Origin of the sequence: Pseudodesulfovibrio senegalensis (assembly GCF_008830225.1) — a bacterium.
Classification (GTDB): domain Bacteria; phylum Desulfobacterota; class Desulfovibrionia; order Desulfovibrionales; family Desulfovibrionaceae; genus Pseudodesulfovibrio; species Pseudodesulfovibrio senegalensis.
The window spans coordinates 406,001-420,310 of record NZ_WAIE01000001.1 but is presented as its reverse complement, the minus strand read 5'-3'; the positions used below and the strand labels follow the sequence as shown (position 1 = coordinate 420,310).

Here is a 14,310-nt window from a genome sequence, read left to right as displayed (position 1 = left end):
TTTTGTCATCTGCGGACGCGACACAGGCGTGCGGCTCCGTGGCAACGGCGCGCCTTCTAGCGCACCGTGTTTTCCTCGGCGTCGATATACAGGAACCGCTTGATCTTGTGGGTGGGCGTCTTTTCAAACGGCTCCCCCTGCTCGATGATGCGCGCCAACCGGGAAAACGTGGACACCTTGCCGTTGACCTTCTTGCGGATGTCTTCGATAACCTGCTGGACCTTTGCATAGGCCTTGGTCTCGGTCATCTTGCGGGTGGCGTACTTCTCGTCGATGCCTTCCGAATCCAGAAAAACACGGGCCATGAGTTTGCCTTCCTGCCTGTAGACCAGCGACTCCTGCACGAAAGTGCATTCGTTGATGACCGCTTCGATCTCCTCGGGATAAATGTTTTCCCCGCTGGGACCGATGATCACATTCTTGAGTCTGCCGCGCAGGAAAATGTAACCGTCCTCGTCCACATAGCCAAGGTCGCCGGTTCGGAAATAGCCGTCCTCGGTAAGGACTTCCTCCGTAACCTGAGGTGCCTTGTAATACCCCTGCATGACGTTGGGACCCTTGACCAACAGCTCGCCTTCCCCTGTCTCCGGGTCGGGATTGTCCACGATGACCTCCACGCCCGGCACCGGATATCCGGCGGCGCGGAACTTGGTGGTTTCCGGCGTGGAACCGGACACCAGCGGAGAGGTTTCGGTCATGCCGTAGCCGATGGCATAGGGGATGTCCGCATTCCGGAGAAAAAGCTCCACCTCCGGGGCCAGAAACGCCCCGCCGATGGGGATGCACTTGATGTTGCCGCCAAAGGCCTCCATGAGCTTGCGGCCCGCCACCTGCTGCAGTTTTTTCTTGGCCGCGCCGATCTTCATGAGATTGCGGCCGATGCCGGACCCGGCCAGCTTGGGCAGGATGCGGTTCTTGTAAATCTTTTCGATGACCAGCGGCACGATGAGCAGGTAGGTGGGCTTGACCTTTTCCATGGCCGGGAGAAGCGTTCTCGGGGTCGGCGGCTTGGCAAGGTAATACACGGATGCGCCGCGCAATATGGGAATGACCAGCCCCAGCGTACATTCGTAGGTATGGGCAAGAGGCAGCACGGAAACAAGGCGGTCCGTTTCGTCGATGTTCACGATGTTGGCCGTGGACTGGGCGTCGAACACAATGTTGCGGTGAGTGAGCATGACGCCCTTGGAATGGCCGGTGGTGCCCGAGGTGTAGAGTATGGCGGCCAGATCGTCCGGCTGCACGCCTGCCTGCGAACCGTCGCCCTTCCTGTCCATGAAGCGCATGAAGCGGCCCTTGGCCTGTTCGTAGCGGCTGCGTGCCTGAGCCATGGCTTCCTTGAAACTCTGGTTCAGTCCGTCCTTGGGGGCCACGGAAAAATCATCCAGCGTGATCACGGTGTGCATGTCGTCGAACTCGCCCTCTTCCACCTTGTGCATGAAGCGGCGGGAAACGAACATGGCCACGGATTCTGAATGGCGCAGGATGTGGTGCACGGCCGTGTCGTGAAATTCCTGCAGCACGGGCACGGCCACCGCGCCCATGGAAGTCACCGCAAAGTAGGCAACGCCCCAGTTGGGCATGTTCTCGCCCAGAATGGCCACCCGGTCGCCCGGTAGAACCCCCCGGTCCTGCAAGAGCAGGGTGACGTCCTGCACCAGCTGATGGAACTGGGAAAACGTCAACATGTCCCCGTCCACCAATCCTACGGCCGGACGATCGGCAAAGCGTTGTGCGCTGGACTCCAGCGCGGCCTTGAGAGTGGTTGTTTCCAGAGAGTTCAAACCATGCCTCCTCGAAGTGATCTGCGGCCCGAACCGGCCGTGGACAGCACCGTGTATCATCTGGCGCGAGGAGGTCAAGTGTTACCGGTGCCGAGACTATCGGTCGAGGGCGGCCTCCACGGCGGCGCGGGCATGGATTTCCGCGGTGTCGAACAACGGCAGATCCGTATGATCCGGCCCCACCAGCAGACCGATCTCGGTGCAGCCCAGCACCACGCCCTGCGCTCCCTGCCGTTGCAGGTCGCCGATAATCCGCAGATATTCCACGCGCGACGCGTCGCTGGCAACGCCCTTGACCAGCTCATCGAAAATGATGGCGTTCACCACGTCGCGGTCGTCCTTGTCCGGCACCACGGTCTCGATGCCGTGCCCTGCCAGCCGGTCGCGCAAAAAACCGTCCTCCATGGTAAATGAGGTGCCCAGCAGCCCCACCCGGGAAAGGCCCTTTGCCTTGACCGCCCCGGCCGCGGCGTCGCCGATGTGGATAAGCGGGATATCCACGGCCTGCTCCACCTCATGGGCCATCTTGTGCATGGTATTGGTGCAGATGAGCAACAGGTCGGCCCCGGCGTCCTGCACCCGGCGTGCGCCTTCTGCGAGCTTGCTGCCGATGCGCTCCCACTGCGCATTCTGCATGCACTCCACGTATTCGTCGAAATCAACGCTGAACATGGCGATCCGGGCGCAATGCCAGCCGCCCAGCCGTTCACCCACGCCCCGGTTGATGAATTGATAATAGCTGACCGTGGATTCCCAGCTCATGCCGCCCAACAGGCCGATGGTTTTCATTGCTGCTCCTTGTTCGCATTGATTATTCATGCTCCCCTGCCCGAAAACAGGCAGGCTGCGCAGCCGCACACGGACCCACCGGAGAGAGGAAGCCGGTGATCCGTTGACAGCCTAACCCGTCACATGAGGAAAAAACGGGTACCGGCCACCACGGCCATGCCCAAGGCAACGGTACCGAAAAAACTGCGGGTCAGCACAGCCAGCACGAATGCGGGAATGGCTGCCCAGAAAAACTCGTTGTGACTCACGCTCACGGCGCCTTCCTGCAACACCAGCGACGGCAGCAGCAACGCGGAAAGCACGGCCGTGGGAATGAAGGAAAGCCAGCGGATGACGATTGCGGGCATGGAGCGCGACGCCAGCGCCAGCATGGGCAAGGCGCGGGGCACGTAGGTCACGGCGCACATGCCGGCTATGGTCATAAACACTATCGTCTGGTCCATGTTTCCACTCCCGTGCCAAGGGTTGCGCCGAGCACCGTGGCCGCAATCACGCTCCATTGGTCCAGCCCGGCCTGCATGAGCACCACGGCCACCAGACCGGAAAAACCGGCCACCAGCCAGTGCAAACCGTTCTTCGCCTGCATGGCCAGCAGGGCGATGAACATGGCCGGAAGCGCGAAATCCATGCCCAGCGGCTTCACGTCCGGGATGGTGCTGCCGGCCAGCGCCCCGCCCCAGGAGGCCAGCGTCCACACGCAATGGGCCAGCATGTTGATGCGAAAGCTCAGGGGCTTGCGCACATCCCCGTCGTTGAACCGTGTCGAATGCACGGCAAAGGTCTCGTCCGTCAGTTCAAAGGAAAAGGCCGCCATCTCCCGCAGTCGCCACGACTTGGCATACGGGGCCAATGCCGCGGACATGAGCAGATGACGCAGGTTGACCACGAATGTTGTGACCACGATGGTGAGGGGCGGCATGCCCGCCGCAAACATGCCCACGGCAATAAGCTGGGCCGACCCGGCATACACGAGCAGGGACATGAGCACGACATTCAGGTCCGAAAGCCCGGCCTTCTGCGCCAGCACGCCGAAAGCCACGCCAACAGGCAGATAGCCCATGGCCAGGGGCGCGACCCGACGAAAGGCCTCGCTCCACGTGGATGTTCCGTTTTCCATGACTTGTTCCATCACACTCCCTTTGCCCGCTGCAACTTTTTTTACGGGATTCAACCGACGTTCATGGTTGCAGTGAACATCACAATCTGTCATCGGTACAGATACAGATTGCAAAAAATATAACCATAACAGATTCCGCCATGAACAAGAATGACGACTACCGCTACCAGATGGTCGAGCGTCGCGTGCTGGAAATGATCGACTCCGGCGTGCTGGGCATGGGCAGCAAACTGCCGTCCCTGCGCATTCTGAGCCGCGACCTTTGCGTGAGCATCAGCACCGTGAACCAGGCGTATGTAGGGCTTGAATCGCGCGGCATCATCGAATCCCGCCCGCGTTCCGGCTTTTTCGTGCGGCGCGCGGCCAGCCGCCTGCCCGCCCCGGAAACCGCAACGGAAACCACCAGCGAAGCCCTGCCCGTGACCCGCAGCGGACTGATACGCACGGTGCTCGACGCCGTAGGCAACAAACAGGCCGTGCCCCTCAACGTGGTGGAACCCACTCCGGAGCTGCTGCCCGTGGCGGAAATGGGCCGCATCATGGCGCAGGTGCTGCGCGACCACCCCGGCGACGCGCTGGTCTACGACACCATCCCGGGCAACGCCCGCCTGCGCAAACAGATCGCTTTTCGCTCCGTGGAAACGGGCACACCGGCCCGGCCGGACGACGTGCTCATCACGTCCGGCTGCCTTGAAGCCCTGTACATCTCCCTGCGCGCCACCACGCGGCCGGGCGACATGGTGCTGATACAGGCTCCCACGTACTATTGTTTCCTGCACCTGCTGGAAAACCTCGGCCTGCGCGCGGTGGAAATCCCCTCGTACCCGGATTGCGGGGTCAAGCCCGCAGACATTGCCGCAGCCCTGCGCAAATTCGACATCAGCACCTGCATCTTTTCGCCCAACTTCAACAACCCGGACGCCAGCACCACACCGGACGAGGCCAAACGCGAAATCGTGGCCATGCTGGCCGCGCTGGACATCCCCATCATTGAAGACGACGTTTCCACGGACCTGCACTTCGGTCCCAAACGGCCCGGAACCATGAAGCAATTCGATGAAAAGGGATTGGTGCTGCTCTGTTCCTCGTTTTCCAAGACCATCGCCCCGGGCTACCGGGTGGGCTGGATGCTGCCCGGACGGTTCATGGACAAGGCCCAGGAGGTCAAATACACCACCAACGTCTGCACGCCCACGCCCACGCAGATGGCCGTTGCCGAGTACCTTGACCGTGGACGGTTCGAACGCCACGTGCGCAAACTGCGCGACCGCGTGGAGCAGCAGATGGACACCATGCTTCGCCACATCGAAGAATACTTTCCCGCAGGGACCCGGGCCACCCATCCCGAGGGCGGCGGCGTGCTCTGGCTGGAACTGCCCGGCAACACCGACTCCGTGGAGCTTTTCCTGGCGGCCCGCGCCAAAGGCGTCAACATCGCGCCGGGGTCCATCTTCTCCACGCAGGACAAGTTCAACAACCACATCCGCCTGAGCTGCACGGGCGTCTGGTCCGAAGAAATCCGGCAGGGACTGGAAACAGTGGGTGAACTGGCCCGCCGCATAAATTGCGGCTGACGTAAAAAAACGGCCGCCCCACAAGGAGCGACCGTTTTCATTTTGTTGTGTGAAACGTCTCGATCAGACCTTGAACTCCACCCACTTGTTCATGGCCTCAAGGTAGATGAACGATTCCGTGGACGTAATCTCGCTGATGGATGCGAGTTCTTCCACCAGAAAGCGATGCATGTCCTTTCTGGACTGCACGAACACCTCGAGGATGAGATCGTAGCGGCCGGTCACGTTGATGACCGACTGCACGGCCGTAAGCGATGAGACGCGGTTCATGAGCGCCCTGTTGGCCGGGATGCTGAGGGTAATGCCGATCATGGCCGTAAGCGTGTCACCGAAAAACAGGGGGTTCACCGATGCGGAAATGCGCAGGTATCCCTCGCGGATCATGCGCTCGGTGCGCAGGCGCACGGTTCCGTCCGAAACATTGAGCTTGCGGGCGATATTCTTGTAAGACTCGCGTCCGTTCCTCTGCAATTCCCGAATGATGCTGTGATCAATCTCGTCAAGGGTCAATGGTTTCTTCTTCACCGGGGTTCCTTTTTTCTGCGCCCCGAACCGTGGGCCCGCGGCAGATTGCAGGCTGCGACACAGCCACGAACGCAACAAAGATGCAGGCCGATCTCTCGGTGCGCATATGAAATACGCGTCGGCCTTCTCTCCTTTCTTGCCCTCGAAACTATTCCGACAGCCTGCCAGATTGCGGTTTGCCGTCAATCTGGATTGGTGGTTTGCCTACGTTTTGTGACAAATAATAGCCACTTTACTGCGCATTGGTCAATTATCTCTCAATACGGGAAGGAGCAATTACAGCCTGGTTGCGGATCGTGGAAATTCATAGTATATTTTTTCCTTACCCATCAATAGAAGCTCGCTGTTTTTACGGAATAACCACAACATACCGTGGAGCAAAGTCATGCGAAACGAGTTGCTGTCCACTCTTGCACACCAGACCGAGGCGCTCAAGGCTGACGGCCTGTTCAAGGAAGAACGCATCATCACCTCCCCGCAACAGGCCGCCGTGCAGGTCGGAAAAGAAAGCCGGGTCCTCAATTTCTGCGCCAACAACTACCTCGGCCTTTCCAACCATCCCGAACTGGTCAAAACCGCCAAGGCGGCACTGGACAAATACGGGTTCGGCATGTCCTCGGTGCGGTTCATCTGCGGCACGCAGGATATACACAAGCAGCTCGAGGAACGGCTCAGCGACTTTCTGGGCACCGAAGACACCATCCTCTACAGTTCCTGTTTCGACGCCAACGGCGGCCTGTTCGAGGCCATTCTCGGCCCGGAAGACGCCATCATCAGCGACCAGCTCAACCACGCCTCCATCATCGACGGGGTGCGCCTGTGCAAGGCGAAACGCTTTCGGTACGCCAACAACGACATGGCCGACCTCGAGGCCCAGCTCAAGGCCTCGGCCGACTGCCGCTACCGCCTCATCGTCACGGACGGCGTGTTTTCCATGGACGGCATCATCGCCAACCTCAAGGGCATCTGCGACCTGGCCGACAAATACGACGCGCTGGTCATGGTGGACGACTCCCACGCCGTGGGCTTCATCGGGGAAAACGGACGCGGCACCCACGAGCACTGCGGGGTCATGGACCGGGTGGACATCATCACCGGCACACTGGGCAAGGCCTTGGGCGGAGCATCCGGCGGGTACACCTCGGGCCGCAAGGAAATCATCGCCTGGCTCAGGCAGCGTTCCCGGCCCTATCTCTTTTCCAACACGCTGGCACCGGTCATCGCGGCCACATCCATAGCCGTGCTGGACATGCTCTCCGGCTCCAGCGAACTGCGCGACCGGCTGCGCGAAAACAGCCGCCGCTTCCGCACCCGCATGGAAAAGGCCGGATTCGACCTCGTGCCGGGCGAGCACCCCATCATCCCGGTCATGCTGGGCGACGCGGTGCTGGCCACGAAAATGGCCGCACGCATGCTGGAGCTGGGCGTCTACGTTGTGGGCTTCAGCTTTCCGGTGGTTCCGCGCGGCGCGGCACGCATCCGCACCCAGATGTCGGCCGGGCATACCCTCGAGCAGGTGGACCGGGCCGTGGACGCCTTCATCACCGCAGGCCGGGAACTGAACATCATCAAATAGGATCGCCTAATGAACACCCTCGACGAAATCATCAGCCTGACCAGTGAGCTCATCCGCTTCAAATCAATGCACTCCAACCCGGAGGCGATCCGTGCCTGCGCCGACTTCATCGTACAGTGGTGCGCGGACAACGACATCCGCGCCACCCAGATCGAACGCAAGGGCGTACCTTCCATCCTGATCATGCCGGACGAGAACAATCGGGCGCGCCTCGGACTCATGGCCCACATCGACGTGGTGGACGCCGCAGACGACATGTTCGAACCGCGCATTGAAAACGACCGGCTCTATGGCCGCGGCGCGGGCGACGACAAATACGCGGCCGCCCTGTCCTTGATTCTTTTCCGCGACCGGCTCATGGCCCTGCGCGCCAAGGGCATGGACCAGAACGACATGGTCTTCGGCGTGATCATCACCGGCGACGAGGAAATCGGCGGCGCCAACGGCGCGGGCTACGCCATGACCAAGGTCCAATGCGACTACGTCATTGCACTGGACGGCGGCACGCCCGAACGCATGGTGCTCAAGGAAAAAGGCATCATCAACATGGCCGTGACCGCACATGGCAAGGCTGCACACGGCGCACGCCCGTGGCTGGGCCAAAACGCCATCGACGCGCTCATCGAGGACTATCAGGCCATCAAGGCACTTTTCACCGAAGACACCGAGGACCACTGGCATCGCACCGTGAACTTCGGCATTGTCCGGGCCGGGGAATCCGTGAACCAGGTTCCGGAAACCGCCACCGGGCATTTCAACATCCGCTACACGGAAAATGACGATCCCCAGGCCATCATCAGCGCCATTGAGGCCGCGGTTTCCGGGGATGTGAGCGTGGAACGCATCGATCCGGTCTTTGCTTCGCCCGAATCCGAATACACCGAACGGTTGCTGCGCATATCCGGGGCCGAGGCCGTGCAGGAACACGGAGCCAGCGACGCGCGGTATTTGCAGGACAACGGCATGGCAGGTGTGGTATGGGGAGCCGAGGTCTTCGGTTCCATCCACACTTCCGAGGAATGCGTATCCATACCGAGCGTCGGCAATTTGCACGATGCGATACGGACGCTGCTTCTGGAGATGGAAAACGAAATTTAGCCCGCAAACTAAGTAACAACGCACAATTGGACACTTTGCTAAAGTGACAAAATCGTATATGTAGTGAAGCGCATGTTTGATAGCGTAATCGGCCCGCTGTCGCTTGGCCGGTTGCGATTGACGAGAGGTGTTGGACAACTGTTCCCATTCTGAAATCTGAACTTGATCCGTTGGAGGTTTGAATGTTCAAAAAAGCTTTGCTGTTCGCAATGTTGGCAGTGTTCGTGATCACGGGCACCGCCATCGCCGCACCGAAAAAGGGCGGCACCCTGGTCTTTGCCCGCGGCGCCGACAGCCCCGGTCTGGACCCCGCGTATGAAACCGACGGCAACTCCTTCATGGTCTGCGACAACCTGTACGACGCACTGGTTGCGTTCGCACCGGAATCCACCGACCTGCTGCCCGGCCTGGCCGAGTCCTGGGACATTTCTCCGGACGGCAAGACCTACACCTTCCACCTGCGCAAGGGCGTCAAGTTCCACGACGGAACCGACTTCAACGCCGACGCCGTGGTTTTCTCCCATGGCCGCCAGATGAAGGACAAGTCCAACATCAAGTTTTTCTCCAAGACCTGGGCCTGGCCTGAGAATCCGCCGGCTCCGGAATACTGGCTCTCCATGGGCATGGACGACCTGATCGCCTCCATCGAAGCCACCGACGACTACACCGTGGTCTACAAGCTCAAGAAGCCCGAAGCGCCGTTCATCGCCAACATGGCCATGGACTTCGCCGACATCGTCAGCCCCACCGCCGTGCTCAAGTACGGACAGGACTACATCACCCACCCCGTGGGAACCGGTCCCTTCAAGCTGACCAAATGGATGAAGAACGACCGCATCATCCTTGAACGCGCCGAAGGCTACTGGAACGGCGACGCCTACCTGGACAAGGTCATCTTCCGCGTGATCCCGGACAACTCGGTCCGCTTCCTGGAACTCAAGTCCGGCAACGTGCATGTCTGCCAGTACCCCAACCCCGAAGACGTGGAAATGGCTGAAGCCGATCCCAACCTCGAAGTCGTGACCCAGCCGGGCATGAACGTGGGTTACCTGAGCTTCAACCACACCAAGTCCATCTGGCAGGATCCCAAGGTCCGCCAGGCCATCGCCCACGTGGTCAACAAGAAGGCCATCGTGGACAACATCTACTACGGCATGGGCATCCCGGCCAAGAACACCATTCCGCCGAACCTGTGGAGCTACAACAACGACATCGTGGACTACCCCTACGACATCGAAAAGGCCAAGGCCCTGCTGACCGAAGCCAAGTTCTTCGAAAAGCTCAAGGCTGCCGGACAGGACAAGATCACCCTGTGGTGTATGCCTGTCGCCCGTCCGTACAACCCCTCCGGCATGAAGGTGGGCGAGGCCCTGCAGGCCGACCTCAAGAAGCTGGGCATCAACGTCGAGCTGGTGACCATGGAGTGGGGAACCTACCTCAAGAAGCAGCGCAAGCAGGATCCGACCATGGACCTGTTCCAGCTGGGCTGGACCGGTGACAACGGCGACCCGGACAACTTCCTGGCAGTGTTGTTGGACGGCCTGGCCGACCCCAACGTCCGCACCCAGTGGAAGAACGAAGAATACCACAAGCTCATGGTGGATGGCCGCGCCACCACCGACAAGGCCAAGCGCATAGAAATCTATCGCAGGGCCCAGCAGCTGATTCACGACGAAGTGCCCATGATCAACATGGCCCACTCCATCGTGGCTCAGCCCCAGAGCAAGCGCGTTCAGGACTTCAAGCTGCACCCGACCGCAAGCGTGTACCTGCACAAGGTCTGGATGAAGTAGCGACTCTCCTTGTCCTGACCACACCGTAAACCTGCGGCAGGGGCGTTTATGCGTCCCTGCCGCTTCAATGAAAGTAGAGCCGAACCTTGCTAAATTTTATTCTCAAGAAATTGGCGCAAGTCATTCCGACCCTGCTGGGACTTTCCGTGCTCGTCTTTTTGATGATCCACATGGTTCCCGGCGATCCGGCCGAAATGATGCTGGGGGAGCGCGCCAATGAAAATTCGCTCCGGGAGCTGCGCCACCAGCTCGGACTGGACCAGCCGCTGTATGTCCAGTACGGAAAATTCATGGGGCGCCTCGTACAGGGCGACCTTGGCCGCGCACTGCGGACCAACGAAAAAATCACCAAGGAAATCAAGGAACATTTCCCGGCGACCCTTGAGCTTTCCCTGGTAGCCATAACATTCGCCATCGTCTTCGGAATGCTCGCGGGCATCGTTTCCGCCACGCGCCAGTATTCCGTATTCGACTACGGATCCATGGTACTATCGCTCATAGGGGTATCAATGCCAATCTTCTGGCTTGGACTTGTGCTCATGATCATATTCTCGGTCAAGCTCGCGTGGCTGCCGCTCTCGGGCAGGCTGAGCTATGACATCGTGCTTGAGCCCATCACGCACCTCTATCTGGTGGACTCGCTGCTGCAGGGCAACTGGGTCGCATTCAAGGACGCCCTGTGGCACCTGATCATGCCCGCATTCACGTTGAGCACCATTCCCATGGCCATCATCGCCCGCATGACCCGCTCCAGCATGCTGGAAGTCCTGCGGCAGGACTACATCCGCACGGCCAAGGCCAAGGGGCTTTCCCCGCGCATGGTCCACTACAAGCATGCCCTGCGCAATGCGCTCATTCCGGTCGTTACCATCATCGGGCTGCAATTCAGCATCCTGCTGGGCGGCGCAATCCTGACCGAAACCATCTTCGCATGGCCCGGCATCGGCTCGTGGCTGCTGAACTCGGTCTATGCGCGCGACTTCAACGCCGTGCAGGGCGGAACCATGCTCATAGCAATGGTCTTCGTGCTCATCAACGTGGTGGTGGACATCATGTACGCATGGATCAACCCAAGGATCAAGGTGTAGCCCATGGCCGATACGCAAACCGCAAACAATACGGCAGCCGCGGCCTACAAGTCGCACTCCCCCTTGGTGGAGGCGCTGCTGCGGCTGCACAAGAACCATACGGCGCTGGCCGGGCTGGTCATCGTGGCAATCTTCGCCATCCTGGCCATCTTCGGCCACTGGATCGCACCGCACGACCCGCTTGAACAGTCACTGTACACCAAACTCAAGCCGCCGTTCTGGATGCCCAAGGCAGCGGACGGCTACCTGCTGGGAACCGACGATTTCGGACGCGACCTGCTCTCGCGCATCATCTACGGTGCACGCATCTCCATGCTCGTGGGCGTAGTTTCCGTGTCCATCTCCCTGATCATCGGCACGGTGTCCGGCGCCATTGCCGGATTCTACAAGGGCTGGGTGGATATCGTGATCATGCGCATCATGGACATCCTGCTGGCCATCCCGAGCATCCTGCTGGCCATCGTCATCGTGGCCTTTCTCGGGCCAAGCCTGCAAAACGCCATGATCGCCATCGGCGTGGTTTCCATACCGCGCTATGCGCGCATCGTGCGCGGTTCGGTGCTGGAGGAATACTCCAAGGACTATGTGCAGGCCGCACGCGCTTTGGGCGCTTCGGATACGCGGCTCATCTTCATGCACATTCTGCCGAACTGTCTTGCGCCGCTCATCGTGCAGACCACGCTGGGCTTCGCCTCCGCCATCCTGGAAGCCGCCGCGCTCAGCTTTCTGGGCCTCGGTGCACAGCCGCCGACACCGGAATGGGGCGCCATGCTCGCGGGCGGGCGCGCACTCATCCTGCGTGCCTGGTGGGTGGTCACCTTCCCCGGCGTCATGATCCTGCTGGCGGTTCTCGGATTCAACCTTCTCGGCGACGGCCTGCGCGATGCGCTGGACCCGAGACTCAGGGACTAGGGGAAGCCAACAATGACACAACAACCACTGCTGACCGTGGACGGACTGTCCACCTACTTCTATACGGATCGCGGCGTGGCCCAGGCCGTCTGCGATGTGAGCTACGACATCAAGCCGGGCGAGACGCTGGGCGTGGTGGGCGAATCCGGGTGCGGCAAGTCCGTGACCTCGCTGTCCGTCATGCGCCTCATACCCGATCCGCCGGGCAAGATCGTTGCCGGGAAGATCACCTTTGACGGTCAAGACCTGCTCAGTCTCAGCGAACGCCAGATGCGCAAGATCAGGGGCAATCACATCTCCATGATCTTTCAGGAGCCCATGACCTCCCTGAACCCGGTCTTCCGGGTGGGCGACCAGATCGCCGAGGCCATCATCCTGCACGAAAAACTGAGCCGCAAGGCCGCTCTCGAGCGCGCCGTGGACCTGCTCAATCAGGTGGGCATCCCCTCGCCCGAATCGCGGATTCACGACTACCCGCACCAGATGAGCGGCGGCATGCGCCAGCGCGTCATGATCGCCATGGCGCTGGCCTGCAAGCCCAAGCTCATCATCGCGGACGAACCCACAACCGCGCTGGACGTGACCATTCAGGCCCAGATTCTGGAGCTCATGGACAAGCTGCGCGAGGAAACCGGCACGGCCATCCAGCTCATCACCCACGATCTGGGCGTCATTGCCGAGACAGCGCAAAAGGTGCTGGTCATGTACGCGGGCCGCGTGGTCGAAGAGGCCGACGTCAAGGACCTGTTCACCAACCCCATGCACCCGTACACCCGCGGGCTGATGCGCTCCATTCCGGGCCTTGGCGCACACGAGGAAAAGGCACGCCTGGAAACCATTCCCGGCGTTGTGCCCTCGCTGCTCCGCCTGCCCAAGGGCTGCCGGTTCCAGGACCGCTGCCGCCACGCCATGGAGCGTTGCAAGCACGAGGAACCCGAACTCAAAATCGCCGACGGCAAGCATCCTGTCCGCTGCTGGCTGTATCAGGAGTAGCTCATGAGCGAATCGAACAAGCAAATACTCGTCCGGCTCCGGGGACTGCGCAAGCACTTCGAAGTCAAGGCCGACATGGGCCGCAAAAGCGGCGTGGTCAAGGCCGTGGACGGCGTGGACCTGGACATATACAAGGGCGAAACCCTCGGTCTGGTGGGCGAATCCGGTTGCGGCAAGTCCACGCTGGGACGCTGTATCCTGCGTCTGGAACACCCCGAGGCCGGCGAAGTGGTCTACAACGGCACGGACGTGCTCTCCCTGTCGCGCAAGGCCATGATCCCCATGCGCAGCAAGATGCAGATCATCTTCCAGGACCCCTACTCGTCCCTGAACCCGCGCCAGACCGTGGGCCAGATCATCGGTGAAGGCCTGACCATCCACAACATCGGCAAAAAAAGCGAACGCATGGACATCGTGCGTGCACTCATGGACAAGGTCGGACTGCGTCCGGGCCAGATCATGCGCTACCCGCACGAATTCTCGGGCGGCCAGCGCCAGCGCATCGGGGTCGCCCGCGCACTGGCGCTGAACCCGGAACTCATCATCTGCGACGAGCCGGTTTCCGCGCTGGACGTGTCCATTCAGGCGCAGGTCATCAACCTGCTCATGGACCTGCAGGAAGAATTCAACCTGACCTACCTGTTCGTCTCCCACGACCTGAGCGTGGTCAAACACATCAGCGACCGCGTGGCGGTCATGTATCTGGGCCGCATCGTGGAACTGGCAGACAAGCACGCCCTCTACGACAACCCCAGCCATCCCTACACGCAGGTGCTGCTCAAGGCCGCACCTACGGCCAACGTGGGCGAAAAGCCCAAACGCGAGGGCGTCAAGGGCGAACTGCCCAGCCCCCTCAATCCACCCACAGGCTGCCACTTTCACACCCGCTGCGTGCACGTCATGGACAAATGCCGCCAGCACGCCCCGGCCCTGACCGATCTGGGTGACGGGCACATGGTGCGCTGCTTCCTGCACTCGGACAAGATTGCCGAAGACCTGGACTAGCACAGGTCGGACAAGAATATTCGGGAAGACAGTTGGGGAGGCCCCTTTTGAAAAAG

13 protein-coding genes are annotated in these 14,310 nt (G+C 60.6%); 8 read left to right on the top strand and 5 right to left on the bottom strand.

Going from position 1 to position 14,310, the window contains the following annotated elements:
* Positions 1-56: 56 nt before the first annotated feature.
* The 4 genes from F8A88_RS01925 to F8A88_RS01910 all read right to left on the bottom strand — a co-directional run bounded on the left by F8A88_RS01925 (position 57) and on the right by F8A88_RS01910 (position 3,690).
* Entirely contained in the window at positions 57-1,784 is a 1,728-nt protein-coding gene (locus F8A88_RS01925) for an AMP-binding protein (protein WP_151149315.1), read from the bottom strand.
* A gap of 96 nt (positions 1,785-1,880) precedes the next feature.
* Positions 1,881-2,573: an aspartate/glutamate racemase family protein gene (locus tag F8A88_RS01920; protein ID WP_151149314.1), complete on the bottom strand. Its 693-nt coding sequence runs from the start codon at positions 2,571-2,573 to the stop codon at positions 1,881-1,883.
* Positions 2,574-2,692: 119 nt separating this feature from the next.
* Positions 2,693-3,016: an AzlD domain-containing protein gene (locus F8A88_RS01915; protein ID WP_151149312.1), complete on the bottom strand. Its 324-nt coding sequence runs from the start codon at positions 3,014-3,016 to the stop codon at positions 2,693-2,695.
* Positions 3,001-3,690 carry an AzlC family ABC transporter permease gene (locus F8A88_RS01910; RefSeq protein ID WP_241667311.1) on the bottom strand — a complete coding sequence of 230 codons (690 nt, stop codon included), beginning with the start codon at positions 3,688-3,690 and terminating at the stop codon, positions 3,001-3,003. The genes F8A88_RS01915 and F8A88_RS01910 overlap by 16 nt, the downstream gene beginning before the upstream one ends.
* Positions 3,691-3,830: 140 nt before the next feature.
* Between F8A88_RS01910 and F8A88_RS01905 the strand changes: the two genes are divergently transcribed.
* A complete protein-coding gene (locus F8A88_RS01905; protein ID WP_151149308.1) occupies positions 3,831-5,264 on the top strand; it encodes an aminotransferase-like domain-containing protein in 1,434 nt (477 codons plus the stop codon).
* A 63-nt stretch (positions 5,265-5,327) separates the two neighbouring features.
* Here F8A88_RS01905 and F8A88_RS01900 read toward each other — a convergent pair whose 3' ends face one another.
* The gene (locus F8A88_RS01900) at positions 5,328-5,789 is read right to left on the bottom strand and encodes an Lrp/AsnC family transcriptional regulator (protein ID WP_151149306.1); all 462 of its coding nucleotides are present in this window, start codon (positions 5,787-5,789) and stop codon (positions 5,328-5,330) included.
* Between the two features lie 385 nt (positions 5,790-6,174).
* Here F8A88_RS01900 and F8A88_RS01895 point away from each other — a divergent pair, with 385 nt between their 5' ends.
* The 7 genes from F8A88_RS01895 (at position 6,175) to F8A88_RS01865 (ending at position 14,254) form a co-directional block, all read left to right on the top strand.
* Positions 6,175-7,365: a glycine C-acetyltransferase gene (locus tag F8A88_RS01895; protein ID WP_151149304.1), complete on the top strand. Its 1,191-nt coding sequence runs from the start codon at positions 6,175-6,177 to the stop codon at positions 7,363-7,365.
* 9 nt (positions 7,366-7,374) lie between these two features.
* Positions 7,375-8,463, top strand: a complete 1,089-nt coding sequence (locus F8A88_RS01890; RefSeq protein ID WP_151149302.1) for a M20 family metallopeptidase — start codon at positions 7,375-7,377, stop codon at positions 8,461-8,463.
* Positions 8,464-8,645: 182 nt separating this feature from the next.
* Positions 8,646-10,256, top strand: coding sequence for an ABC transporter substrate-binding protein (locus F8A88_RS01885; protein WP_151149300.1), 1,611 nt, complete (start codon positions 8,646-8,648; stop codon positions 10,254-10,256).
* A gap of 86 nt (positions 10,257-10,342) precedes the next feature.
* A complete protein-coding gene (locus F8A88_RS01880; RefSeq protein WP_194163263.1) occupies positions 10,343-11,344 on the top strand; it encodes an ABC transporter permease in 1,002 nt (333 codons plus the stop codon).
* Between the two features lie 3 nt (positions 11,345-11,347).
* Positions 11,348-12,256, top strand: coding sequence for a nickel transporter permease (gene nikC / locus F8A88_RS01875; RefSeq protein WP_151149298.1), 909 nt, complete (start codon positions 11,348-11,350; stop codon positions 12,254-12,256).
* A 12-nt stretch (positions 12,257-12,268) separates the two neighbouring features.
* Complete coding sequence (locus tag F8A88_RS01870) at positions 12,269-13,249, top strand: ABC transporter ATP-binding protein (protein ID WP_151149296.1); 981 nt, start codon at positions 12,269-12,271, stop codon at positions 13,247-13,249.
* 3 nt (positions 13,250-13,252) lie between these two features.
* The gene (locus F8A88_RS01865; protein ID WP_151149294.1) at positions 13,253-14,254 is read left to right on the top strand and encodes an ABC transporter ATP-binding protein; all 1,002 of its coding nucleotides are present in this window, start codon (positions 13,253-13,255) and stop codon (positions 14,252-14,254) included.
* Positions 14,255-14,310: the final 56 nt, after the last annotated feature.